The following is a 24,723-nucleotide window of genomic DNA, read 5'->3' as shown; positions in this document are numbered from 1 at the left end:
CAGGTACCAGAGGCCTAGTACCGGGGCTGCTGTGAACTTTTTCCCCGGTACTAGGCCACTGGACCTACTAAAAAAATACCAAACCTACTGGCTTTCACCACGAAAGAGGTAATACATGTTTAAAATTCGCATAATTTTCCCCGACGGAACTGATGAAGAGCAAGATGAGCATTTCGATACGGAAAGGGAAGCTGAAGAACACGGTGCTTACCTAGCGTCTTGTTATCGACGAGGTAATGAAATACTCCATATGTCAAACCCAGGGGATTACCCACTGGAAGATGAAGATGCAGACTACGAAGTGATCGAAGTAGATGAGTAAAAAGATATTTTGTTAAAACTCCGAAATTTCTTTACTAAGCAACTACCTGGAATGCCTCTAAAAATGTGAAAGCTCAATGACGCATATACTATTCTATAATCAATAAATTATAGAAATAAATATTGATAACTATAAATTCTGTGTTGCGTCATGGAAATCTTCTACGATTCTCATTGCCCTATCGGTGTGGGCAGTTTCTTTTATCGTGACCATGGAAACCACATACACTGCATTCGCCTGCATTAGAGGAAACCTGGCAAGAACGCTTATCGTGCCCAGCCTCTCCACACCATGAGCATGTACGTGTCCGAGTATTCTCCATAGCAGTTCCTTCGCATTCTCAAAAAATAATTCCAAAACAATCTTAGCAATACCGCGAACTATCTTTGTGCTGGACACAGGGTAAAAACAAATTTTACCCTGTTCTTAGTAGTTTCCACTTTTTAGCCCACGTAGACTCTGCATACCGATTTTCAAGTGCTGTTATAAGGAGCTGCGCCGGTGCTGTTGCAAAGTTGGGGCAGTAGGAAGACCGGCGTGGAATAATCAGGTCCATGGGCATCTTCTCCGGTCGGCAGTTCCCTCGTGAAATCATCCTGTGGGCGGTGCGGTGGTACTGCCGCTACGGCGTGAGCTATCGCGACCTCGAAGAGATGATGACCGAGCGGGGAGTGCCGGTCGATCACACCACGATCTACCGCTGGGTCCAGAAATATGCTCCTGAGCTGGATAAGAAGACCCGGTGGTATCGGCAAGTTCCTGACTGGCAGGCCAGGTCCTGGCGGGTGGATGAGACCTATATCCGGGTCGGGGGAAAGTGGTGCTACCTCTATCGGGCAATCACCGCCGGTGGCCAGACCCTGGACTTCTACCTCTCCCCGAAGAGAAACGTCGCGGCGAAGCGTTTCCTGGCGAAGACGCTGCGGTCGAATAAATCGGCAGGCTATCCGCGGGTGATCAGCACCGACAAGGCCCCCTCACTCGCCAGGGCAATCTCTGAGCTGAAGGCGGAAGGCGTCTGTCCATCGACGGTCGAGCATCGTCGGGTGAAATACCTCAACAACGTCATTGAAGGCGACCATGGTCGGTTAAAGCGGATCCTGGGGCCGAAAGGCGCATTCAAAAACCGAACGTCTGCCTACCGGACGTTGAAAGGGATGGAGGCGATGCACTCATTGCGGAAGGGGCAGGGCACGATGTTTGCCTATGGTCACCCGAATCCGGATGCAGTGATTGTTAGCCGGGTATTCGAGACGGCCTGACAACACAGGCACATAGCGTTGATCACACAATAAAAACGGAGCCTTCTTGGCTCCCGCCCCAAGTTGCAACAGCACCCAGAATTCTATGAAGAGTTTTACCAGGTCATCGAGGCTGTCTCTGGGGTGATATTGAAATAGTCTCCGACTATAGCTCAGTCGGAGACCTTTACCGAAAAAACACAATAGCCTCCTTAAATACAATCTCAAGGAGGCTACTACGTTCAGAAGTGATTACATACCCAGCTCAGCCAGATAAAGCTGGATGACCATGGTCTTGTTGTGCATCACATCCACTTCTCAAGGTCTGGACTCAACCACATTGGTATCTCATTAGCATAGTCCAATAATTCTTCTATATCCGCCGGAGTATTGAGGCTATGGTGGGTATTTCTCCAATGTATCTTTTGCGGAGCTTTCAGATCGACCTTCTCTATAAACCAATCACCTGCAATTGAGTCAGCATACATTAGCTCTACTGCACCAAATTCGATGTTGTCGGGATTATATCGAGGCGAGATCCGAGAAAAATAACCCACGAACGTCTCACCTCTGCTTTCCTCAACCCTAAAAACAATAAGGAGACAATCATCCTGAACCCATGTCGCAGCCATAGTCAGGGTAGGCCACGTTGACTTGTCATAATAATCAAAAGCGTTTTCTGACGGAATAAGATCCTCGAACAGCTGCGACATACGAAAAACTACTTTTTCCAAGTCAAGATCATAATCTGCTTTGTACGTCATTACCATAAGTCCAATGTTGGAATGTCTGTACTAAACCATGTTGGGGTTACATCACTTGAACCATGCGTTCCCTCATTGTGTACAGGAAAAAATGTCCTCAAACCAAGTGGCTCTGTAGCACCAGGCTTATATATATTTCTTTCATAAATACCGCGATATACAAAAGACTGCCCGGTTTGTTCACAATTTAAGAAGAGTCGATCACATTTCACTTGATAAACTTCTTCTTCATAAACCTGCTGTGTACCTTCAATCCTGTTGATACACGAATTTTCAAATACTGTACTAACTGACCACAAACTAAAAACACCATGTTTGTGCCGAATTTTATCGTACCCCCACGGCTTATCTTTTCTGGAGGCATCCGAGTTGTACCACCCTCTACGGAGGATTATTTCATTGCCACACATATCCTCAGTTTCAAGAACGACCTGATCAGTGTATTTATTTCCACCAGCTGGTCCTTTATCATAGTTCGCCGCCTGCCTTGACATTAGTACCCCCGGTTCGCCACCAGCGGAATCGTCCCATGCAAACTCGTCCCATGCGGGAAAAAATGTACTCAGTTGTTTTCCATGCAAGAAACCATCTGCAAAGGCTTGTCTATACCAACCATCATCTTGGAGTTCAGGGTCACCTGCAGGATAACCTAAAACACCCTCAATTCCTCCCGAGTAAGCCCATTGAAGAAGAAGGTCGCCCGTGACTGCATGGGCTCCATATTCGGGATGCCAGTACATGACACCACGCTCAAATATATTATATCGTCCTACTCCGTCAGAGGCTACGAATTCCGAGCTAATGGGAAATCCAAGGGCGCTATTTTGGCTTCCTAGTTCCACCCATTTTTCATAAATCTGCCCATAAATACCAGCTTGGACTGCCGGAACTGAATTGCGGGTAATAATGTGCCCGCCCTGATAGCTTTGCTTAAACCACTGATCACCCAAAGCAACATCGCTGGTTATCGGATAGCCAAAGATCCCCTGTTCCCAGCCATGCTCGGCCCAAACTACAGTGGCCGGAATGCTAACTGTGTGAGCCCCTGTGGATGGGTGCCAGTATATGAAACCGTTAAGAAACTCTGTACGTTTACCGATCCCATCAGGGTTGGTAAGTTCATTGCTCTTGGGGAAAGTCAGAAAGCTCGTCGGCCCACCGATAGAATCGTATAATTTACGAATCTCCCCGCACACTTGAAACGGAGATGGCCAATAGACTTTGCATGCAGTATCCGATTGCACCCGCAGAAATGGTGTATTAGCAAGCTTCGCTTCTTCAATCTCCGCACGATCGGCCTCCTCCTTGGTGAATCCACCGGGAATAGACTCCCTGTCACTCCTCATAGCTCCGGGGACAATGATTGAGTTTGGATTCTGCGTAGGCTCCCAATTACCTATTTCCACCACCTTAACCAAAGAATTAGCGGACACGGTTTGGGGGATTTCAATATCCCCAGGAAGAGCCGGATAGAGCAATTCGGTGCTGTTGCAACTTGGGGCGGGAGCCAAGAAGGCTCCGTTTTTATTGTGTGATCAACGCTATGTGCCTGTGTTGTCAGGCCGTCTCGAATACCCGGCTAACAATCACTGCATCCGGATTCGGGTGACCATAGGCAAACATCGTGCCCTGCCCCTTCCGCAATGAGTGCATCGCCTCCATCCCTTTCAACGTCCGGTAGGCAGACGTTCGGTTTTTGAATGCGCCTTTCGGCCCCAGGATCCGCTTTAACCGACCATGGTCGCCTTCAATGACGTTGTTGAGGTATTTCACCCGACGATGCTCGACCGTCGATGGACAGACGCCTTCCGCCTTCAGCTCAGAGATTGCCCTGGCGAGTGAGGGGGCCTTGTCGGTGCTGATCACCCGCGGATAGCCTGCCGATTTATTCGACCGCAGCGTCTTCGCCAGGAAACGCTTCGCCGCGACGTTTCTCTTCGGGGAGAGGTAGAAGTCCAGGGTCTGGCCACCGGCGGTGATTGCCCGATAGAGGTAGCACCACTTTCCCCCGACCCGGATATAGGTCTCATCCACCCGCCAGGACCTGGCCTGCCAGTCAGGAACTTGCCGATACCACCGGGTCTTCTTATCCAGCTCAGGAGCATATTTCTGGACCCAGCGGTAGATCGTGGTGTGATCGACCGGCACTCCCCGCTCGGTCATCATCTCTTCGAGGTCGCGATAGCTCACGCCGTAGCGGCAGTACCACCGCACCGCCCACAGGATGATTTCACGAGGGAACTGCCGACCGGAGAAGATGCCCATGGACCTGATTATTCCACGCCGGTCTTCCTACTGCCCCAACTTTGCAACAGCACCGTTACGCCCGGGTTTCCACCGCGAAACAAGACCTCGACCGCCAGATCGACGCGCTCCGTAAAGAAGGTGTTGCGGATAAATACATCTACGTCGACAAGAAATCCGGATCCACCACTAATCGGCCCGGACTTCAGCAAGCCCTTGAGCAAGCCCGCGCGGGTGATGTCATCGTCGTTCACACCCTCGACCGGCTGGGCCGCACCGTCCGGGACACTCTTAACCTGATCCATGATCTCCAGGAGCGTGAGGTCGGGGTGCGCACCCTGGCCGATCCGATCAAAGTTGATTCCTCGAATCCGAATGATCCGATGGCGCAGTTGGCGGTGGTGATCCTCTCGCTGTTCGGGCAGATGGAACGCACCTACGCCATTGAGCGCGCAGCCCATGCCCGGGCCGTGGCCGAAGCCAAGGGGAAGCGCGTGGGCCGGCCGAGTGTTGTGGACCCGGACAAACTCCGCTATGCAGAACATCTGCGCAATGAGGGGTACTCAATGAGCAAGATCGTGGAGAAGACCGGCATTACCCGCTCCAGTCTCTACCGGCACCTGCCACCCCGGCCGGTGGAAACTCACACCGTCGCAGACATCCCTGACGCCTCGAACCCCAGCCTGGGGTGACGGTTTGTGAACGGGACTTCTGACATTTTCCGTCTTGTGCACGCGGGTAGTGACCAGATAGTGGTCAGAAGGCGTGTGCACAGCCCTGCTCACCACATCGTGTTTGTGCAATCGCCTTCTGACCCTGACAACGATATTTTTTCGATGCGTGTCACGTAAATGATCGTATAAGTGATGGGAGAACACTATGGCACTGATTGGGTATATGCGGGTCTCGAAGTCGGATGGATCGCAGACGACGGATCTGCAACGCGACGCCCTCATCGCGGCCGGGGTGGATCCGGGGCATCTCTACGAGGACCGGGCGTCAGGCAAGCAAGAAGACCGCCCACACCTGGATGCCTGCCTCAAGGCACTGCGTCCCGGGGACACCCTGCTGGTGTGGAAGCTCGACCGGCTGGGCAGGAATCTGCGGCACCTGGTCAACATCGTCCACGATCTCACCGCCCGCGAAGTAGGACTCAAAGTTCTCACCGGGCAGGGGGCGGCAATCGATACCACCTCGGCCCAGGGCAAGCTCGTGTTCGGGATCTTCGCCGCCCTGGCCGAGTTCGAACGCGAGTTGATCTCGGAGCGGACGAAGGCCGGCCTGGAGTCGGCGCGGGCCCGCGGGCGCAAGGGTGGTCGGCCGTTCAAGATGACACCGGCGAAAGTGCGGTTGGCGATGGCGGCAATGGGCCAACCCGAAACCAGCGTCGCCGCGTTGTGTAAAGAACTCGGGATTACCCGTCAGACCCTCTACCGGCACGTCTCTCCCACCGGTGAGCTGCGGGAGGATGGGCGCAAGCTGCTTTCCGGGAGCTGACTACTGGCGGTAGAGCGCGGGTGGATCGGGTTTTCTGGGGTCGTCTCGAGGTGTCTTATATATAGAGGTATAGGGGAGAAAAATTGAGGGGGAGAATCCGGTCCCATCGACTTCCCCATCACTGCAGTCGCCAAAAGAGTCTGTGAGTCACATCCCAGGATGATCTCATGGCAGGAAAAGTCGGCCCGGGAAAATACCCCTGATCTTCATCGTGCCAGAGAAGGGCCGCGCATCTCGCGAGTGCGGCAGTATCCCTAAAAGTTACCCCCCGAGACTATAAGTTCGTGTAACTTAACTTTTATGAAACTCAGGGGCGCCTGGGGCGACTCGGACCAAGCGGTACAAAGAGTACCGGGTGGGCGACGGGTGAGCCGGCAGCCTCTGCCCTGGCTGCTGGGCCCGGCCTTCGTGGCTGCGGTGGCCTATGTGGACCCGGGTAACGTCGCGGCGAATATCACCGCCGGGGCGCAGTACGGGTACCTGCTGGTGTGGGTGCTGGTGGTCGCCAATGTCATGGCGATGCTCGTGCAGTACCTCTCGGCCAAACTCGGGTTGGTCACCGGTTATTCCCTGCCGGAGTTGCTGGGGCAACGGCTACCGCGGGGACGGCGCTTGATGTTCTGGGCGCAAGCAGAGACGGTGGCCGCGGCCACGGACCTAGCCGAAGTGATCGGCGGAGCGATCGCCCTCCACATTCTCTTCGGCCTCCCCTTGCTGATAGGGGGCCTGCTCATCGGGCTGGTCTCGATGCTGCTGCTGGCCATCCAATCCAGGCACGGTCAGCATCCCTTCGAGTTCGTCATCGTAGGTCTGCTGGTAATCATCACCGCCGGCTTCCTCACGGGCATGTTCATCGGCACTGTCTCCTGGGGCGAGGCCCTGGCTGGGGTTATCCCGCGCTTTGAGGGGACCCCGACGGTGGTGCTGGCCGCGAGCATGCTCGGAGCCACCGTGATGCCCCATGCCATCTATGCCCACTCCTCCCTCGCCCGAGACCGCCACGGTGACACCATCGCGCCCGAGGCATTGCCGCGCCTGCTCCGTGTCACCCGGTGGGATGTTCTCCTGTCGCTGCTGGTGGCCGGGTCGGTCAATATCGCGATGCTGTTGTTGGCGGCCGGCAACTTGAACGGGATTCCTGGCACCGACAGCATCGAAGGGGCCCACGCGGTGATCACCGACACGCTGGGCCCGGTAGTCGGAGTGGCCTTCGGTGTCGGTTTGCTGGCTTCCGGGCTGGCGTCCACCTCGGTGGGCTGCTACGCCGGATCCACGATCATGGGCGGATTGTTGCACCGGCAGATCCCGCAGGTGGTGCGGCGAGCGGTCACCCTGATCCCGGCCTTAATCGTGATCGCCGCCGGGGTGGAGCCGACGTGGGCGCTGGTGCTCTCCCAGGTGGTCCTGAGTTTGGGTATCCCCTTCGCCCTGATCCCGCTGGTGGTGTTGAGCAGTGATCAAACCCTCATGGGTGGTTTCGCCATCCGGGTTCCTCTGCAGGTGGCGTCCTGGGTGGTGGTCGCGTTGATTGTGTCGCTGAATCTCGCCTTGATCGGACTGCTGGTCACCGGTCGGGGCTGACCGGCTGTGGTCTTCGGTAGCGTGAGTCCATGGACCTGAGTGAGATCACGCCGGTAGCCCAGGACTACCTCAAGGTGATCTGGGCGGCCACCGAGTGGGGAGGCCCACCCATCACCGCCACGGCCTTGGCGGCACGGATGGGCACGACCACGCCCAACGTCTCGGATACGGTCAAGCGGCTGGCGGCCCAGGGACTGGTGGAGTATCAACCTTACAAACCGGTCATGCTTACCGAGCGGGGCGAGAAGTACGCCATCGCGATGGTACGCAGGCATCGACTACTCGAGACCTTCCTTGTCACCACCCTGGGCTACCCGTGGGAGGAGGTCCACGACGAGGCCGAACGGCTCGAACACGCCGCCTCAGAAACCATGATCGAGCGTATCGACGCTCTCCTCGGGAACCCCGCCACCGATCCACACGGCGACCCCATCCCCACCGCTACCGGGCATATCTCCCGCTCCATCGATGCCATCCGGCTCACCCACGTTGTTCCGGGTGACTACGTAATCATCCGCATCTCTGATGCTGACTCAAGCCAGTTAGCCGGCTTTAGGAGGCAGGAAATAGTTCCGGGCGCCATAGTGAACGTCGCTGGCGCGGACCCACGCCAAGACAGAGTTCTCCTCAAAGGCGCTGATGGGAAAGAGGTCATCCTCACCACGGAGCAAGCCAATGCCATTTGGGTAGCGCCCTCCCCCGGCCTCCGGGGCAGCACTTCCTTGTAGCTGGTAGGGGGGGATATCGGCCGCACCACTCTTTGCATCTAGCGTGATTGTTTTCTGAAGTCCTGCGCCCAAGGCGCCCGTTTGCGATGCGTGACGTTCGGAGCTGATGCACATATTTCCTGGCCCATCCTCCGGGGGCGGGCAAGGATTGTTCAGTGTCTGCTGTATAGTTAAGTGCATGCTGACTATTGCTTCCTGTCTCGATGTGATGAACCGGTTAGGCCGTGCCATGGCCGATCCCACCCGGTCCCGGATCCTGTTGTCCCTGCTGGAGGCGCCCGGCTATCCCGCGCAACTGGCTCGGGAGCTGGAACTGACGCGCCCGAATGTGTCGAACCATCTCGCCTGCCTACGCGACTGCGGCATCATCGTTGCCGAACCGGAGGGCCGGCAGACTCGCTACGAAATCGTCGACGCCCACCTCGCCCAGGCGCTCAACGCGTTGCTGGACGTCACGCTCGCGGTGGATGAGCACGCTCCCTGTCTCGACTCGGGCTGTGACGTGCCCGGTTGTGTCACCGGGCAGGAGGGCATGTGATGGTCTCCGGCTTGCTGTCGGCGATTGGCCTGTTCCTCGCCACGAACATTGACGACATCATCGTGCTTTCGCTGTTCTTCGCCCGCGGTGCGGGACAAAAGGGGACCACAGCCCGGATCTTGGTCGGCCAGTACCTCGGATTCGTCGGCATCCTCGGCGCCGCCGTCCTGGTGACCCTGGGGGCGGAAGCCTTCCTGCCCGAGCAGGCCATCCCATACTTCGGGCTCATTCCCCTGCTCCTCGGCTTATGGGCGGCCTGGCAGGCCTGGCGGAGCGATGATGACGACGATGACGCCGGGAAGGTCGCCGGGAAGAAGGTGGGTATCCTGACGGTCGCCGGGGTGACGTTTGCCAACGGCGGCGACAATATCGGCGTCTACGTCCCCGTCTTCCTTAATGTGGGAACCGCCACGGTCATCACCTACTGCGTCGTCTTCCTCGTCCTGGTGGCAGTTTTGGTCCTGCTGGCGAAATTCGTTGCCACCCGTCCGCCCATCGCCGAGGTCCTCGAACGCTGGGAACATGTACTGTTCCCCATCGTTTTGATCGGCCTGGGCATTTTCATCCTCGTCGGCGGCGGTGCTTTCGGTCTGAACCGTCACGGGTTTCTTGCCGCCTTCCAATGAGGAAGTATCACCACCATGAAGAAGTCCTACAACCCTTAAGTTCAAGGCACGGGCCGTCCGGATGGTCCAGCAGCATCGTGAGGACTACCGATCGCTGACCGTCACCTGCACCGCCGTCGGGGACGAGCTCGGTGTCTCGCGCGAAACCCTGCGCAACTGGGTCCGCCAGGCCGAGGTCGACGCCGGCCACGTCCCCGGTGTGAGCACCGAGGAAAACGAGGAAATGACCCGCCTGCGCAAGGAGAACAAACGCCTGTGAGAGGCCAACGAGATTTTGAAGAAGGCCACCTTAGACTCAACCCGTGAGTGCAACACCATCTCGGCCCACCTCATGAAGGGAAGAATCAGATGGCCAAGATCGGACGACCCGGCTTACCCCAAGATCAACGCCAGAAAGTCTGGGACCTGTGGAAAACCGGTTCCTCTATCAGCGATATATCACGCGACGTCGGTTCCCCACCAGGATCAATCTTTTCCATTCTCCTGCCCCGGGGAGGGATCTATCTCCCGGCCCAGAAACACCACCCAGGCACTCTCACCCTGGCCGAGCGCGAGGAAATATCCCGCGGCTTAAGTGTGGGATTATCCTACCGCGCGATCGCACGACTGACAGGTCGCAGCGCGTCGACGATCAGTCGTGAAGTAACCCGTAACAGGGGACGCACGGCCTACCGTGCCATAGATGCCGATGACCGCTCATGGCGACAGGCGCGTCGACCCCAGCGCTGCAAACTCGCCAAGAACCCCGTCCTACGCGGATACGTGGCCGCGCGTCTGCGCGAGGACTGGTCACCGGAACAGATCGCCGGACGACTCAAGATCACCTACGCGTGCACCTCTCGGATGCAGATCTCTCACGAGTCGATCTACAAGTCACTGTTCATCCAGTCCAGAGGCGTCCTGCCCAAAGACCTGCAGAAACATCTCCGTTCCCGCCGGCCGATCAGGAAGGCACGCTCCAACACCACCAGTGGGCAGTGGCGCTCCCAGATCAAGGATGCAGTGTCGATCTCGAAGCGCCCGAAGGAGGCAGAAGCCCGCGTCCAGGTGGGCCACTGGGAGGGAGATCTCGTCATCGGCGCCCAGCAGTCACAGATCGCCACGGTGATCGAACGGGCAACCCGATTCACACGGGTGGTCCACGTCGAGTCCAGACATGCGGCGTCGGTGACAGCTGGTCTGATACGGGAACTGGGGCAGCTGCCGGATCAGGCGAAGCGTTCGTTGACGTGGGACCGGGGAATGGAGCTGGCCGGCCACAAGGAGGTCACCGCCGGCACGGGGATGACGGTGTGCTTCGCTGATCCTCACTCACCCTGGCAACGCGGAACAAACGAAAATACCAACCGGTTGCTGCGGCAGTATTTCCCGAAGAAAACATCGATGAAGGGCTTCAGTCAGACGGACCTGGATCAGGTGGCCGATAAGCTCAACAACCGTCCCCGGAAGGTTCTGGGATTCCGCACCCCTGCTGAGCAGTATGAAGCACTGTTGCGTTGACGGATTGAACCCAAGACGGTTTTCTTCGCCGGGGAGCTCGACCCCGGAAACCGTTGATCGTCGCCTTCATCGACCAGATGAAAAAAGAAGGCTTTGCTGTCGAGTCGGCCCGCCATGTGCTGCGTGAGCAGGGCGTGCAGGTCGCGGCGAGGACCTACCACCACTGGAAGAAAGTACCGGCCACACGGACCATGACGGACGCGCAGATCCTCAACGCCCTCTACGAGCTTCGGGACGCACCGGAATCCCTGTACGGGCGGCGCAAGATGGTCGCCCACCTGCGTCGGCAGGGTCATGCGAGGGCGCATTGCACCGTCGGCCGGTTGATGCGCCTGGCCGGGATGAACGGTATCTTCAGGCGCCGGACCACGGTGCGGACCACGATTCCCGGGTCCGGGGACCGTGCCCCTGACCTGCTGAACCGGAACTTTACCGCCGAGGCGTCCAACCGGGTATGGGTCGCCGATTTCACCTACGCCCGCACCGGTTCGGGCTGGGTCTATGTGGCCTTCATCGTTGACGTGTACTCGCAGCGCATCGTCGGCTGGCACGCGCAGACCTCCCGCGGAGTCGAACTGGTGCGTATCCCACGGTACCCGGCGCTGTGGGAGCGTGACCGCACCCAGCGTCCCGTTGTCCGTGGTGAGCTGACGCACCACTCGGATGCGGGCAGCAAGTCACACCGCGGTGAAATTCACTGAGAACCTGGCCCTGCAGGGCATCACCCCGTCGATCGGGAGTGTGGGTGATGCCTACGACAATGCGCTGATGGAGTCGAGCAACGGGCTGGACAAGACCGAGTGCATCGGCTCCCGGATCTTCACCGCACAGAACCTGGAGTCGATCGTCGACGTCGAACTCGCGACCATGGCGTGGGTGCAGTGGCACAACCACCACCGGCTGCATTCCACCCTGGGGATGGTCCCGCCGGCGGAGTACGAGGAGTCCTACTGGGCCAGAGAAGCTACAATTCCTGGGTCACCTGCGACGGCGGCTCACCCAATCTAACGGCGGCAACAAAGCCGTAGCGGTTCACGGCACCGCCCCAGAGTGTTGGCTGCTGGTCGAATGGCCCGCCGGAGAAGACGAACCCACCGATTACTGGTTGTCGACCCTGCCCGAGACCACCCCCATCGAGCAGTTGGTGCGCCTGGGAAAGATCCGGTGGCGGATCGAACACGACTACCGCGAACTCAAGCACGGCCTGGGACTCGACCACTTCGAGGGTCGACATTGGCTCGGCTGGCATCACCACACCACACCCGTCACCGCAGCACACCTGTTCATCACCATGAAACGACTGGCCGCCGGCCCAAAAGCACTACCGGCGGCCTGACTTTTTACACGGTGCTCACTGAACTCCAGACCGCCGTCATCCGGTTACTCGACCGCTGTCCCTACTGCCACCGCCCCAGAGACACCTAACAAAGCACTACTAGTGTCCTGCGCCGTTAATTCGTTGTAAGGATCGGGCGATGGAGTCGAGGATGTCCTCGGCCGTTTTAGTCCAGATGAACGGCTTCGGGTCCTCGTTCCACGCCCTCACCCAGTCGCGGAGGTCTTTCTCCAGTGCCTGCACGCTTCGGTGGTCGCTGCGCTGAAGGAGCTCTCGGGTCACCTCGGCAAACACCCGCTCCACCTGGTTGATCCAGGAGGAGTAGGTGGGCGTGAAGTGCATGTGGAACCGGGGGTGCTTGCCCAGCCAGGTCTGGATCGTCGGGTGTTTGTGGGTGGCGTAGTTGTCGCAGATGACGTGCACGTCCAGGCCCTCGGGGACGGTTTTGTCGATCTTGACCAGGAATTTTCTGAACTCCACCGAGCGGTGCTTGCGGTGGACCTGGGAGATCACCGTCCCATCGGCAACGTTGAGTGCGGCGAACAGACTCGTGGTGCCGTGGCGGACATAGTCGTGTGCGCGGCGCTCGGGTGTTCCCGGCATCATCGGAAAGGCCGGCTGGGACCGCTGTAGGGCTTGTACCTGGCTTTTCTCATCGACACACAGCACGACCGCTGACTCCGGTGGGTTCAGATACAACCCGACGATGTCATAAATTTTCTCGGTGAAAAAGGGATCGTTGGAAAGCTTGAACCCCTCCTCCAGGTGGGGCTTGAGTCCGAAAGCCTTCCAGATCCGACCGACCGTGGACTTCGACAGGCCGGATTTCTCGGCCATGCTCGCCCGCGACCAATGGGTCGCATTCGCAGGGGTTGATTCCAGGGTGTCGATGATGACCTGCTCGACCCGGTCGATACCGATCGTCGCGGGCCGACCCGGCCGGGGCTCGTCGACCAGTCCGTCGAGGCGCTTGTCGATGAAGCGGGCCCGCCATTTACCCACCGTCGGCAATGAGATCCCCAACCGACGGGCGACCTCCGAGTTCGATGCCCCGGTTGCGCATTCCAGTACGATCCGGGAGCGGAGCGCGAGGTCCTGGGTGGTTTTGCGTCGCCGGACCCAGCGTTGCAGTTGGTCGCGTTCATCATCGGTCAAGGTCAGTGGGGCTAACGCCGGTCCTCGGTGTGCCATACCCAATTTTACAATGATCCAGCAGCGAATTAACGGCGCAGGACACTAGGCGAGCTTCCCCCAGGGAACCAAACTCCCGGCGATCGTCTGACAGGCCGGAAGGAGTGTCCGGAAGTCGATGTTGATTCCAGTCCCGTCTGATATGACCCATACGGTGCCGCTGACGGGACAATCCATGAGTGAGTTCCTCTGGATAGCCCGGGGGTTGAGTGGGGGTAAGCGGTTCTCCGACAGATCGGACGGACTGTTCTCGCCACGGGCCCCACTGGTGACTCGCGGGGAGAAGCATCAGTGCGTGGGCTTTTCTTCGTGGTCGATGCCGGCGTGTTCCTGGCCTTTCTGGAAGTTGAGCAGGCGAAGCGCGTTCGCGACGACGATGAGGGTGGATCCCTCATGGATGAGCACGACGGCGCCGATATTAAGCCCAAGGAAGGTCGCGATGATGAGGAAAACGACGATGGCGAGGCTGGCGATGAGGTTCTGTCGGATGATCCGGCTGGCGGCCCGGCTCAGCCGGACAGCGAACGGGATGCGTCCGAGGTCGTCGCTCATCAGCGCGATGTCGCAGGTCTCTAACGCGACCGTCGACCCGGCAGCACCCATCGCAATGCCGACGTCAGCGCGGGCCATCGCGGGGGCGTCGTTGACGCCGTCGCCGATCATCGCGATCGGGCGGTATGTCTTGGCCAGGCTCGTGATGTGAGTGACCTTGTCCTCGGGGAGGAGCTCTCCGATCGCCGTGTCGACGCCGACTTCCTGACCTACCGCGTCGGCGACCCGCTGATTGTCGCCGGAGATCATGACCAGATGGCCGACCCCTGTGTCCCGGAGCGCGTTGAGCACCTGGGCGGATTCGGCGCGGGAGGCGTCCATCACTCCCACGACCCCCAGGAAGCGGTCACCACGACGCACGATCATCAACGTCTGCCCAGAGTCGCGGGCTTCGGCGTAGGCCTTGGCCAGCGAGGAGGGCAGTTCAAGCTGCTGTTCGTCGAACATGCGCAGGTTGCCGATTTCGACCCGCTCTCCGTCGATCGTCGCGGTGATGCCGCGGCCGGTGAGTGCCGAGAGGTCGGTGGCCACCAGCCGCCCGGTCTCGGGGACGCGGGGTGCAAGGTCGCGGACGATCGCGGCGGCGAGGGGGTGGTCGCTGAGAGATTCGACCGACACGAGTGTCGGGATCAGTTCCGATTCGGACGTGTCATCGGCGGGAACGAGCGAGGTCACTCGTGGTGCGCCCCACGTGAGGGTGCCGGTCTTGTCGAACGCTATCGCCTCTACTCGTCCGAGTGTCTCGAGCGGGGCACCGCCCTTGACGAGCACGCCGGCACGGGCGGCGCGGGCCACGCCCGCCAGGACTGCGGCTGGGGTGGCGATCGCGAGAGCGCATGGGCTCGCGGCGACGAGCACAGTCATGGCGAGGTAGAAGGCGTCGCGGAACGGCTGCGCGAACGCGAACATCGACACCAGCAGGGTGGCGATGACCCCGAGGATCACGGCGGGCACGTACCAGCGCTGGAACCGGTCGATGAACTGCTGTGTCGGGGACGCAGCCTGGTCGGCGGTGCGAACAAGCTCAACGACCTTGCTCAGTGTCGAGTCAGCGGCGGTCGCGGTGACCTCGATCTCGAGTAGGCCAGACCCGTTCACGGTGCCGGCAAACACTCGATTGGTGGCGGGGAGGGTGCCGACCGTGTGCATCGTCCGTGTGGGGTCGGACACCGGTTCCTTCTCCACGGGGATCGACTCGCCCGTGACTGCCGATTGATCAACGGCGGACATTCCGGAGATCACGAACCCGTCCGAGGGGATGCGGGAGTTCGGACGGATGACAACGATGTCTCCGACCACGAGCTCCTCCACCGGTACTTCCACGGGTTCGGTTTCGCCGCGGCGCACCAGGGCGCTGCGGGGGGCGAGCTCGGCGAGGGCCTCGATGGACTTGCTGGCACGGCTAAGGGCGTACTCTTCGAGCGCGTGGCCGAGGCTGAACAGAAACAGCAGCACCGCACCCTCCGCCCACCGGCCGATGAGAGCGGCGCCGACCGCGGCGACGAGCATGAGGAAGTCGACCTCGAACTTCCCTCGCAGCGTGGAGGAGATAGCGGTGCGGATGGTGAAGAACCCACCGAAGAAGTAGGTGGCGAGGAAGAACGCCAACGGCCATCCGACCATCGGCAGCCCCAACGCGAACTCCGCGATCATCCCACCGGTGTAAGTGACGCCGGCGGCGATCGCGAACCACAGCTCCCAGCGTGCGGAACCGTGGGCATGATCTTGGGTATGAGTGGCCGCCGATGTCGGTGGCAGGGTTGTGGGGGATCCGTTCGGGGCAGTACGGTGGCCGGGGTCATGGTCGTGTTGGTGCTCGCTCATGCCTGTAGCCTAACGGGGAAAACCTCTTATTGAAAGCTTATTAAAAATCCTTGAGGGTATCCCATTCCGCACCCTCCGTATAGACATCGAGCGGGCCGCACCGTGTGGTGCGCAAGGCTGCGCTTAGAACCGCTCGTGCCGGCGGTTGGTGAATTTCCGGGAGTGATTCGGCTGGCTGTCGCCGTAACGGTCGTGCAACATGCGTGCACGGGCACCAGAGGATGCGGAAGTAGGAGCTTGGGCATGGGCGAGACCCTGGGTGTCATTTTCCGGGTGAGTGGTGTGGAGGACGCCCACCGGGTCGGAATCTGTCTCTTCGTCCTGGGAGTCCCCGGTCTGCTGCGAGGATGCGGATCCGTCGGCCAGCTCGGCCTCCTCGCGGCGCACACGGCGGCGTTCCTTCAGCTCCGCCCAGATAAAATACCCCAGGCCGAGCGGGGCCATGATGCCGAAGGCGATCCACTGGAAGGCGTAGGACAGGTGCGAACCGCGGTCGAGCATGGGCACCGGGATGGCGTTGATCTCCCCGGCCTGCCCCTCGGCCAGCTGCACATAGTCCTCCGCCAGGTCCCTGCCGGTCACCTCGGCAATCTGCGCGGTGTTGATGCCGTAGACCTGGCGGTAGCCCTGGTCCTCGATCGGGGGGGACATCGGTGTCTGCTCGGTGAATCGGGCGTGGCCGACGATGGACTGCTCACCGGCTGGCGCAGTATCCATCGGTGGGACACCGCCCTCAAGCGGCGGGTTGAAACCCCGGTTGACCAGGATGACCTCACCGGAGTTCAGCTGGAAGGGAGTCAAGGCATGGAAGGCAGGGGAGGAGTCGACCGGACGGTTGCGCATCAGCACCTCATCCTCGGGCAGGTAGTGGCCCTGAAGGATCACCCGGGCCCATTCCTCCCCGGGCTCGATACTGCCCTGGGCGTCAAAGATCTCCTCGGCGGGGACGGGCTCGACCTCGAAGGCGGCTTCGATCTGCTCGTTGCGCTCGACGATAGTGCTATCCCTGCTCAGCTGCCACGGCGCCAGAAAGGTAAAGGCGACGTAGGAGAAAGCGATGATGGCAAGGACACCGAACACCCAGCCGGGCCGGAGGAAGGTCCGCCAGCCCTTCTTCTGCGGGGCCCGACCGTACCTGCGTTCACCTGTGCTGCTCACAGCCATGAAGTCTACTGCACCGTCCGGTGAGAAAGTACATCCTGTCGCAGGGTGCTCATGGGGAAAGCACTACGAGACCCGGGACCTTCCGTCCGCATCCTCGTCGGCAGTGACCGTGGCCGCCTCGACGGGCTTCAGGTCAAGATGCTTGGTGCGGGCGGCCCGCAGGCCGTTGGCGATGACGATGACCTCGGCCACCTCGTGGACCAGCACGACAGCAGCCAGTCCCAGCACACCGGTGATCGCCAGCGGCAACAGGACGATGATGATCGCCAGGGACAGCACAATGTTCTGGTTGATGATCGCCCGGCCCCGGCGGGCGTGGCGCAGAGCCCTGGGGATCAGGCGCAGGTCATCGCCGGTAAACGCCACATCCGCGGACTCGATCGCCGCGTCCGAGCCCTTGGCACCCATGGCGATACCGATATCGGCTCGGGCCAGGGCGGGCGCGTCGTTGATGCCGTCACCGATCATCGCCACCGGGCCGCGGGTCCCCAGTCCGGCCACGGCGGTGGCCTTGTCCTCCGGGCGTAGCTCGGCCCGCACGTCCGTGATGCCGGCCTCCCGGGCCAGCGCAGCGGCGGTGCGGCTGTTGTCGCCGGTGAGCATGGTGACCCCGAAACCCTCATCGGTGAGCGTCCGGATGACCTCGGGGACCTCGGGGCGGAGTTCATCGCGCACCCCGATCGCCCCCACGGGCTGGCCATCGCGGTGGATGACGACCACGGTCATGCCTTGTTTTTCCAGGTCCTCGACCTGACCGGCCAAGGGGCCGGGGGACAGCCAGCGGGGGCTGCCCACGGCGATCTGCGCTCCGTCAATAAGTCCGGTGATGCCCTGCCCGGCGGCTTCGTCGACCTGCTGGGCGGCCGGGGCCTGCGGTGTAGCGGCGGTAATGGCGGCAGCCAACGGGTGGGTGCTGTGAGCCTCCAGCGCCGCGGCCCAACCGAGGACATCCGCCCGGGTGGCTCCACCAGTGGTGAGCACATCTACGACGGTGGGCCGGTTGCGGGTCAGGGTACCGGTCTTATCCAGGGCCAGATGCCGGATACCACCGAGGCGCTCGAAGGCGGCGCCGGACTTGATGACCACCCCGAACTTGCTGGCCGCCCCGATCGCAGAGACGACCGTGACCGGCACCGAGATCGCCAGCGCACACGGCGAGGCCGCGACCAGCACGACCAGGGCACGCTCAATCCATACGCCCGGATCCCCCAGCCAGGACCCGATGACGGCGACGAGGATGGCGAGGATGAGGACACCGGGCACCAGGGGACGGGCCAGGCGGTCGGCGATCCGGGCCCGTTGGCCCTTATCGTGCTGGGCCTGTTCCACCAGGGCGACCACGGTGGTCAGGGAATTGTCCGTGCCTCCGGCGGTGGCCTCGACCTCGAGCGCCCCGGTGGTGTTGATCGACCCGGCCAGCACCGCGTCACCGGGGCCGACCTCCACAGGGATGGATTCCCCGGTGATCGCCGAAACATCCAGGCTGCTGTGCCCGGACCGGATGATTCCATCGGTGGCCAAGCGATCTCCGGCCGCCAGGCGCAACACATCCCCTGGGACCAGCTCCTCGACCGCCACACTGCGGGTCACCCCGTGGGAGATGATGGTCGCGGTGGAGGGGATGAGGGCCAGCAGGGCACGCAGGCCCGAGCGGGCCTTGTCCATCGCCTTATCTTCCAGCGCCTCTGCGATGGAGTAGAGGAAGGCCAGGGCGGCGGCCTCCTCGATGAAACCCAGCAGGACGGCACCGAGGGCGCTGATCGTCATCAGCAACCCGATACCCAGTTTTCCCCGGGTAAACAACCCCTTGAGGGCTCCGGGGACGAATTGGGAGGCGCCCAGCAGTAGGGCGAGCCAGAACAGGCCGGTGGCCACCAGTCCGGCCCCGGGGACGAACCACTCGAGGATCAGGCCGATGAGCAGGGACACGCCGGAAGCCACCGGGAGAAGGACGGCACGGTCACGCCACCACGGGGTGGGCTCCTCTTCGTCGGCCATCGGCACGGACGGTTCACAACCACAGGCAGACGTCATGACCGCTGGCCTCTTTCCTCATCGCAGCAACCAGCAACCGGACACTGCGGGTCCAGACACGCGGCGTTCTCGTCAACCGCCAGGGTGGTCTCCACCAGGACGGCAAGCGCCCGGGCGAGGTGGGCGTCGACGATCTCATAGCGGGTGCGCCGGCCCTCCGGTTCCGCGACGACGATTCCGCAGTCACGCAGACACGCCAGGTGGTTGGAGACATTCGTCCGGGTCAACCCCAGCGTTTCGGCCAGTTGGGCCGGATACCCGGGGGATTCGAGTAGGGACAACAGGATCCGGGACCGGGTGGGATCGGCCATGGCACGGCCCAGGCGATTCATCACATCAAGACGAGAAGCAATAGTCAGCATGCACTGACTATACAGTGGGGACTGATTAGTCTGCAATTGTCCCTAGGGTGGTCGCCCCTGGATGTCCGACGAACGTCAGGTGGGAGGTGGGGTCCTGAAACCGCGTCAGCCTGGAGGGAGATTGACCCGCGGCATGGCACACCGGCGCTCAGGATGTAGCGGGAGTCTTCTGCTCCCTAACGCCTGTCACGGCTCCGGACAGCCAGCACGATGGCCCCGGCGATGACGCCGAAGAGGGCCAACCCCGCGAGGGTCAGGACTATCGGATTACTGACTATGGAGGTGTCCCCCTCGGCGGTGTTCTCGACAGCTGTGGTCTCCTCCACAGGCTTGGCGTCGGCGCCCGTGGGGGTGGCGGTCGTTTGGGCGTCACCGGCGACGGTGAAAGTGGTCGCGCTGCGGGTGGCGTGGCCGTCGGAGGAGAGGATCTGGAAGCCGACGGTGTAGTCACCTGGCCCGCCGCTGACATCCGCAGGTAGATCAAGGGTCACCAGTCGGCCGTCGATGGTCGGCTCACCACTGAACAGGAGATCACCGGAGTCCTGGTCGGTGATGGCTACGGTGCTGAAACCCTCCTGGGGAAGCCCGGAGAACTTCAGCTCGATGCTGCGGGGAAATTCTTCGACCACTTCACCGTCCGCGGGATTGCCGCCGATCACGGAGTCATGCGCGAGGGCAACCGGGGTGGCTACGACGGTCAGGGCCCCGACCGCCACAACAGTAGCCAGCACACGACGAGGGAGCATGGGGGAGATGATCACGAAAGTCCTCCTGGACTGGGCCGGTTCTTCAACCGGATGTGAGCGACTAAGGCACCTGCCTGCGGGAGGTGCCAAGACACTGGTCGGAACGGGCGGGAGGAAAGTTCCCGGCCACGCCGCCTTCACCGGGTGTTGTTCTTCCCAGGTCGGTGCACCCCTGCAGGGTGCGAACCGGGGAAGAGACCGGTCCCTGGGTAATGTACAAGAACACCCGCAGGCCCCATTAGGGTGAACCTCACGCCCGCTTCCGAGCACACCATGAGAGCGGAGGCGGCATGGACGGCGAAATGGACACAGATGACCCACCCGGTAAATGACACCCCCACTGCCACGGATACGACCACAGGGACGACCCCCACCATCGGGAGCCGGCCTCAGGAGCGGGTGCGCCCCACGTGGCCGTTGTACCTGCTCTTTTTCGCCGTCGCCGGTGCCATCGGCGGGACGGTTGCCTACAGCTTCCTCGGTGAATCCCTCGCGGCCCTGGGGATCCCCAACCCGGGCATCGCGACCACCTTCGGGTTGCCGTTTTTCCGTGCGGTCGGTTGGATGCTCGCTGCCCTGTCGGCCGGTTCTTTCCTGTTCGCTGCTTTCCTCATCTCCCCACGGTTGCCCGGCGGTGATCACGACCGCCTGCACCAGGCCTCGTTGAGTGTGGACGGGCACCTGGCCTCGCGTACCGGTGCGGTCGCGGCCATCTGCTTCGGACTGATCGCGTTGTTGATGATCCCGCTGGTGCTCTCAGATGTCTCCGGCACCCCCCTGGCCCAGACACTGGGCCTGGAGACCCTGACGGTGGCCGTCGAGCAGGTGGTCATGGCCCAGGTGTGGCTGATCGTCGCCCTTATTGCCCTGGTCACCGGTTGTACGGGCCTGATGAGCCGGGCGTGGATCACCCAACCACTGTTGCTCCTCGGGTCAATCCTCATGATCATCCCCCTGGGCCTGACAGGACACTCCTCCTCGGGCGGTAACCACGACCACGGCACCAACTCCTACCTGTGGCACCTGGTCTTCTTAGTCCTGTGGGTCGGCGGACTCATGGCCCTGCTCGCCCACGGGCGTCGCCTGGGACCTGACCTGGATATTGCGCTGCGCCGCTACTCGATGATCGCCCTGGTCTCCATCATCGTCATGGCCGTGTCCGGGCTGGTCAACGCCGCCATCCGCATCGAGCTGACGGATCTGTTGACCACCCGTTACGGGTTAATCATCGTGGCCAAGACCATCGGCGTGATCATCCTCGGTGTCTTCGGGTGGATCCACCGGGCGTGGGTCATTCCGCAGGTGCAGGCCAACCCCGCTGATCGCCGCCTGTTCCGCCAGGTCGCCATCGTCGAGGTGCTTGTCATGGCGGCGGTCACCGGTATCGCCATCACCATGGGGCGCACCCCGCCGCCCCCACCGCGCATCCCGAACCTCTCGCAGATGGTCACCAAGCTCGGCTACGAGCTGTCCGAGAAGCCCACCATCCTCAACGTGTGGGGCATGTGGCGCTTTGACCTGCTGTTTGGTGCCCTCGCCCTGCTGCTGGCCGTCGGCTATCTGGCCGCTGTGTGGCGCACCCGCCAGACAGGTCACACCTGGTCAAGCACCCCCACCGCCTGGTGGTTGGCCGGATGTGTGACCCTGCTGGTGACGATGAGTTCCGGGATCGGGCTGAATATGCCCGCGGTCTTCTCGGTGCACATGGTCGGCCACATCATCTTGTCGCTGGTCATCCCCATCTTCCTGGTGATGGGTGCCCCGCTGACCCTGCTGATGACCGCCTTCGCCCCGGGGGCCCCGGGTAGGCCGAATATCCACGACTGGGTGCGCGCCTTCACCCGCAGCCGGTTGGTGGGGGTGATCACCCATCCGGTGGTCAACACCCTGCAGTTCCTGGTGTTCTTCTACGTCATGTACCTGTTCATCCCGCTTTATGAGCTGCTGATCTCCAAGTACGCGGGGCAGCTGATCATGAACACCGTGCTCCTGGTCTCCGGTTGCTTCTACGTCTGGGGGATGCTCGGACCCGACCCGATCCCGCGCCGGCGCCCAGCCACCGTCCGCCTGGGCTGGCTGGTTGCCTCCCTGCCCGTCCACCTGCTCGTCGGGGTCTATCTCCTGCGCCTGGACACGATCCTGGGCGAGGAGTTCTACCGCTCGCTCCTCCTGCCCTGGGACATCGACCTGCTTGCCGACCAGCACGCCGCCGTCACCGCCTGGGCCATCGGTGGGATTCCCCTGCTCCTGGCGATCATCCTGTTGATCCGCCAGTGGCGCGACATCAGGAGACGACCCCACGATCAGGCACCACTAGCAGTGCCAGCAGAATAAGATCGCGACTGATTCAAAGTGGCCGGTGAACTACTCGCGGTAGAGCAACGTGAGACGATTTCCGGCTAGAGCGTGTTTGATAATTGAGGGTAGCGCGGCATGGGATCATAGATCCCGTGTCGCGCTTCCAACTTCTCACCGATGACCAATGGGCCCTGATCTCCGATAAGCTGCCCCATCGCATCGGCAAAAAGGGCCGCCCCTTCTCCGACCCGAGGCTCATGCTCGAAGGCATCATCTACCGGCTGCGCTGCGGCATTCCCTGGCGTGACCTGCCGGAATGCTTCGGATCCTGGCACACCGTCTACCACTGGTACAACCGCATGGCCAAAGACGGCATCTTCGATGAGATCGTGACCACCTTGATCGCAGCAGCCGACCACCAGGGTCTGGTGGACTGGTCGGTCAGCATCGACTCGACGATCAGCCGCGCCCATCAGCACGCTACGAATATCACCCGCCACACAGGGGGCTTTGTCGAATGACCACAATCGGCTGACCGAGCGGCCTGACCACGGGTTCGGACGCTCCCGCGGTGGCCTATCAACCAAGACCCATGCCCTGGTTGATGGCCAGTGCCTGCCCCTGGTGACCTTGATCGGTCCTGGTCACGCCGGTGATAACCCGCAGGCGGTTCCCCTGCTGGAAGGAATTCGGGTGCCTCGCCCGGTGGGCAGGCCGCGCACTGTGCCGGATGAACTACGCGGCGATAAGGCCTATTCATCCCGGGAAGTGCGGACGTGGTGCCGGAAACGCCGGGTCAAGGTCACCATCCCGGAGCCTGCCGATTGGGTGCGTAATCGGAAACGAAAAGGATCCAAGGGTGGGCGGCCACCGGCGTTCGATGAGCAGTCCTATAAGGGCCGTAATGTGGTGGAACGCCGGTTCTATGAGTTCAAGCAGTGGCGGGGTGTGGCCACCCGCTACGACAAGCTATCGGTGGTGTTTCGGGCTGGGGTGATGTGCAAGGCACATGGTCACCTGGCTGAAGCATTTATCAAACACACTCTAGGCGACCATCCCCCTTGTGGGGATGGCCTCAACGTAACGGTCATTTCCCGCTGGGGTGGCGCGGGAGTTATCGATCAGCCGGAAACTTCAGCGCGGCCATTGTAAAGAATGTGTGAAGAAATCGTCATACACGCTTCCAGGATGGACTCTGTCGAGTTGAAATACTAATGTTACCTTCCGCAGGTAACAGAAAGATCACGATATCGTCTCCGATGGGTATACCGTCGTGATTGTTTGTGATGAAAAGATAAACACCACGGAAAGAAGTTCAATGCGGACCACGACTCGACAGTCGACCCCAGGTAGACACCGCAAGATCACCGCCTCGCCGACTCAGAAGGGGCGCATCGCACTTGTGGCCGTGGCCGCTGGCACGATTTCCTTCGCCGGAGCTGGAGGAGCGGCCGCAGCCACGCTGCAGACACCGGATGAGACCCCCACATCTGCCGAGTCAACCGTGGGCGACATTGAGCTCGCCACCAGTGATACTGCATTTTCCTCAAGCTCCGTAGAGCTTGTCCCGCAGATTCTGGCGATCGCCGAGTACAAGCCGGTCGACAATCTCGATGAACAGCTGATTAAGGCCGTCGAATACAACAACGAGCGGGTCGAGGCCGAGCGGGCTGCTCGCGCCCCTTCAGTAGTCAAGCCCACCGAAGGCACCTTCACCTCGGGTTATGGTGTGCGCTGGGGCAGCGTCCATAAAGGCCTGGATGTCGCCAACGTCGTCGGCACCCCGATCCTGGCTGCAATGGGTGGCACGGTGATCGATTCTGGCCCCGCCTCCGGTTTCGGCCAGTGGATCCGCATTCAACACGATGATGGTTCGATTGCCGTCTACGGGCACATGGAGACCCTTGATGTCACCGTCGGTGAACAGGTCACCGCGGGCCAGAAGATCGCAGGTATGGGCAATCGTGGTTTTTCCACTGGATCCCACCTCCACTTCGAGCTCTACCCGGCCGGGAGCGATGCCGTCGACCCAGCGCCTTGGTTCGCCGAGCACGGCATTACCTTCTAATTCCTCACCCACCTGGGTTCAGGTTCCAGCCCACCACCTGTCCCGTGGTCACCTTTCCTACGAGGATGATGGCCCCGATAAGTTCGAACGGCTCCACGGAACCCGTT

At 60.9% G+C, this 24,723-nt stretch carries 26 protein-coding genes and 1 pseudogene; 17 read left to right on the top strand and 10 right to left on the bottom strand.

The features are described 5' to 3' along the window. The first annotated feature begins 115 nt into the window (after window positions 1-115). Window positions 116-322 carry a hypothetical protein gene (locus tag KW808_RS15445; RefSeq protein ID WP_034983355.1) on the top strand — a complete coding sequence of 69 codons (207 nt, stop codon included), beginning with the start codon at window positions 116-118 and terminating at the stop codon, window positions 320-322. Between the two features lie 129 nt (window positions 323-451). Here KW808_RS15445 and KW808_RS15440 read toward each other — a convergent pair whose 3' ends face one another. Next, window positions 452-721 (bottom strand): hypothetical protein, encoded by a 270-nt coding sequence (locus tag KW808_RS15440; RefSeq protein ID WP_034983353.1) that lies wholly within the window; start codon window positions 719-721, stop codon window positions 452-454. 155 nt (window positions 722-876) lie between these two features. On the opposite strand from KW808_RS15440, the gene KW808_RS15435 reads away from it, so the two are divergent. Beyond that, window positions 877-1,584, top strand: coding sequence for an IS6-like element IS1628 family transposase (locus tag KW808_RS15435; protein ID WP_499652325.1), 708 nt, complete (start codon window positions 877-879; stop codon window positions 1,582-1,584). 284 nt (window positions 1,585-1,868) lie between these two features. Here KW808_RS15435 and KW808_RS15430 read toward each other — a convergent pair whose 3' ends face one another. Genes KW808_RS15430 through KW808_RS15420 form a run of 3 tightly spaced genes read right to left on the bottom strand, consistent with a single transcriptional unit; the run spans window position 1,869 to window position 4,592 of the window. Then, the gene (locus KW808_RS15430; RefSeq protein WP_003858644.1) at window positions 1,869-2,327 is read right to left on the bottom strand and encodes a hypothetical protein; all 459 of its coding nucleotides are present in this window, start codon (window positions 2,325-2,327) and stop codon (window positions 1,869-1,871) included. Next, window positions 2,327-3,838, bottom strand: coding sequence for an LGFP repeat-containing protein (locus KW808_RS15425; RefSeq protein ID WP_046552206.1), 1,512 nt, complete (start codon window positions 3,836-3,838; stop codon window positions 2,327-2,329). The genes KW808_RS15430 and KW808_RS15425 overlap by 1 nt, the downstream gene beginning before the upstream one ends. Before the next feature lie 46 nt (window positions 3,839-3,884). Further along, on the bottom strand, window positions 3,885-4,592 hold the full coding sequence (locus tag KW808_RS15420; RefSeq protein WP_499652325.1) for an IS6-like element IS1628 family transposase: 708 nt from the start codon (window positions 4,590-4,592) through the stop codon (window positions 3,885-3,887). Between the two features lie 41 nt (window positions 4,593-4,633). Here KW808_RS15420 and KW808_RS15415 point away from each other — a divergent pair, with 41 nt between their 5' ends. From KW808_RS15415 to KW808_RS15365, 11 genes and pseudogenes are all read left to right on the top strand, one after another. After that, window positions 4,634-5,263 carry a recombinase family protein gene (locus tag KW808_RS15415; RefSeq protein ID WP_034983351.1) on the top strand — a complete coding sequence of 210 codons (630 nt, stop codon included), beginning with the start codon at window positions 4,634-4,636 and terminating at the stop codon, window positions 5,261-5,263. A gap of 187 nt (window positions 5,264-5,450) precedes the next feature. Then, window positions 5,451-6,068, top strand: coding sequence for a recombinase family protein (locus KW808_RS15410; RefSeq protein WP_003860186.1), 618 nt, complete (start codon window positions 5,451-5,453; stop codon window positions 6,066-6,068). Window positions 6,069-6,434: 366 nt separating this feature from the next. Next, window positions 6,435-7,649, top strand: coding sequence for an Nramp family divalent metal transporter (locus tag KW808_RS15405; protein WP_003860188.1), 1,215 nt, complete (start codon window positions 6,435-6,437; stop codon window positions 7,647-7,649). A gap of 29 nt (window positions 7,650-7,678) precedes the next feature. Continuing rightward, window positions 7,679-8,377: a metal-dependent transcriptional regulator gene (locus KW808_RS15400; protein ID WP_003860191.1), complete on the top strand. Its 699-nt coding sequence runs from the start codon at window positions 7,679-7,681 to the stop codon at window positions 8,375-8,377. A gap of 178 nt (window positions 8,378-8,555) precedes the next feature. Beyond that, window positions 8,556-8,915 (top strand): Cd(II)/Pb(II)-sensing metalloregulatory transcriptional regulator CmtR, encoded by a 360-nt coding sequence (gene cmtR / locus KW808_RS15395; RefSeq protein WP_003860192.1) that lies wholly within the window; start codon window positions 8,556-8,558, stop codon window positions 8,913-8,915. Continuing rightward, window positions 8,915-9,541: a cadmium resistance transporter gene (locus tag KW808_RS15390; RefSeq protein WP_003860193.1), complete on the top strand. Its 627-nt coding sequence runs from the start codon at window positions 8,915-8,917 to the stop codon at window positions 9,539-9,541. The genes cmtR (KW808_RS15395) and KW808_RS15390 overlap by 1 nt, the downstream gene beginning before the upstream one ends. A gap of 61 nt (window positions 9,542-9,602) precedes the next feature. Next, window positions 9,603-9,800 (top strand): transposase, encoded by a 198-nt coding sequence (locus tag KW808_RS15385; RefSeq protein ID WP_003860194.1) that lies wholly within the window; start codon window positions 9,603-9,605, stop codon window positions 9,798-9,800. A gap of 89 nt (window positions 9,801-9,889) precedes the next feature. After that, complete coding sequence (locus KW808_RS15380) at window positions 9,890-11,041, top strand: IS30 family transposase (protein ID WP_003860195.1); 1,152 nt, start codon at window positions 9,890-9,892, stop codon at window positions 11,039-11,041. 53 nt (window positions 11,042-11,094) lie between these two features. Then, window positions 11,095-11,742, top strand: coding sequence for an IS3 family transposase (locus KW808_RS15375; protein ID WP_003860196.1), 648 nt, complete (start codon window positions 11,095-11,097; stop codon window positions 11,740-11,742). After that, window positions 11,705-12,049 (top strand): integrase core domain-containing protein, encoded by a 345-nt coding sequence (locus tag KW808_RS15370; protein WP_080506389.1) that lies wholly within the window; start codon window positions 11,705-11,707, stop codon window positions 12,047-12,049. The genes KW808_RS15375 and KW808_RS15370 overlap by 38 nt, the downstream gene beginning before the upstream one ends. Next, window positions 11,994-12,377 (top strand): annotated as a pseudogene (locus KW808_RS15365) (transposase); the annotation flags it as partial. The gene KW808_RS15370 and the pseudogene KW808_RS15365, both read left to right, overlap by 56 nt. A gap of 99 nt (window positions 12,378-12,476) precedes the next feature. Here KW808_RS15365 and KW808_RS15360 read toward each other — a convergent pair. The 6 genes from KW808_RS15360 to KW808_RS15335 all read right to left on the bottom strand — a co-directional run bounded on the left by KW808_RS15360 (window position 12,477) and on the right by KW808_RS15335 (window position 20,265). Next, the gene (locus tag KW808_RS15360) at window positions 12,477-13,568 is read right to left on the bottom strand and encodes an IS630 family transposase (RefSeq protein ID WP_015453112.1); all 1,092 of its coding nucleotides are present in this window, start codon (window positions 13,566-13,568) and stop codon (window positions 12,477-12,479) included. A gap of 288 nt (window positions 13,569-13,856) precedes the next feature. Then, window positions 13,857-15,944: a heavy metal translocating P-type ATPase gene (locus KW808_RS15355; RefSeq protein WP_003860207.1), complete on the bottom strand. Its 2,088-nt coding sequence runs from the start codon at window positions 15,942-15,944 to the stop codon at window positions 13,857-13,859. Between the two features lie 123 nt (window positions 15,945-16,067). Next, entirely contained in the window at window positions 16,068-17,108 is a 1,041-nt protein-coding gene (locus tag KW808_RS15350) for an SURF1 family cytochrome oxidase biogenesis protein (RefSeq protein WP_003860209.1), read from the bottom strand. A gap of 63 nt (window positions 17,109-17,171) precedes the next feature. Beyond that, entirely contained in the window at window positions 17,172-19,142 is a 1,971-nt protein-coding gene (locus KW808_RS15345; protein ID WP_003860212.1) for a heavy metal translocating P-type ATPase, read from the bottom strand. Next, window positions 19,139-19,504: a Cd(II)/Pb(II)-sensing metalloregulatory transcriptional regulator CmtR gene (gene cmtR, locus KW808_RS15340; RefSeq protein WP_003860214.1), complete on the bottom strand. Its 366-nt coding sequence runs from the start codon at window positions 19,502-19,504 to the stop codon at window positions 19,139-19,141. Before cmtR (KW808_RS15340) ends, KW808_RS15345 begins: the two co-directional genes overlap by 4 nt. A 176-nt stretch (window positions 19,505-19,680) precedes the next feature. Continuing rightward, window positions 19,681-20,265 (bottom strand): copper resistance CopC family protein, encoded by a 585-nt coding sequence (locus KW808_RS15335; protein WP_003860216.1) that lies wholly within the window; start codon window positions 20,263-20,265, stop codon window positions 19,681-19,683. Between the two features lie 258 nt (window positions 20,266-20,523). On the opposite strand from KW808_RS15335, the gene KW808_RS15330 reads away from it, so the two are divergent. From KW808_RS15330 to KW808_RS15315, 4 genes are all read left to right on the top strand, one after another. Further along, window positions 20,524-22,584, top strand: a complete 2,061-nt coding sequence (locus KW808_RS15330; RefSeq protein ID WP_499653077.1) for a bifunctional copper resistance protein CopD/cytochrome c oxidase assembly protein — start codon at window positions 20,524-20,526, stop codon at window positions 22,582-22,584. Between the two features lie 116 nt (window positions 22,585-22,700). Next, entirely contained in the window at window positions 22,701-23,069 is a 369-nt protein-coding gene (locus KW808_RS15325; RefSeq protein WP_003860220.1) for a transposase, read from the top strand. After that, window positions 23,059-23,700, top strand: a complete 642-nt coding sequence (locus KW808_RS15320) for an IS5 family transposase (protein WP_499652320.1) — start codon at window positions 23,059-23,061, stop codon at window positions 23,698-23,700. Before KW808_RS15325 ends, KW808_RS15320 begins: the two co-directional genes overlap by 11 nt. A gap of 166 nt (window positions 23,701-23,866) precedes the next feature. Beyond that, window positions 23,867-24,616 carry a M23 family metallopeptidase gene (locus tag KW808_RS15315; protein WP_034983345.1) on the top strand — a complete coding sequence of 250 codons (750 nt, stop codon included), beginning with the start codon at window positions 23,867-23,869 and terminating at the stop codon, window positions 24,614-24,616. The last annotated feature ends 107 nt before the right edge of the window (window positions 24,617-24,723 follow it).

Origin of the sequence: [Brevibacterium] flavum (assembly GCF_019317305.1) — a bacterium.
GTDB lineage: Bacteria > Actinomycetota > Actinomycetes > Mycobacteriales > Mycobacteriaceae > Corynebacterium > Corynebacterium glutamicum.
The sequence above is the reverse complement of the archived record's forward strand: the minus strand, read 5'-3'. Positions and strand labels throughout refer to the sequence as shown.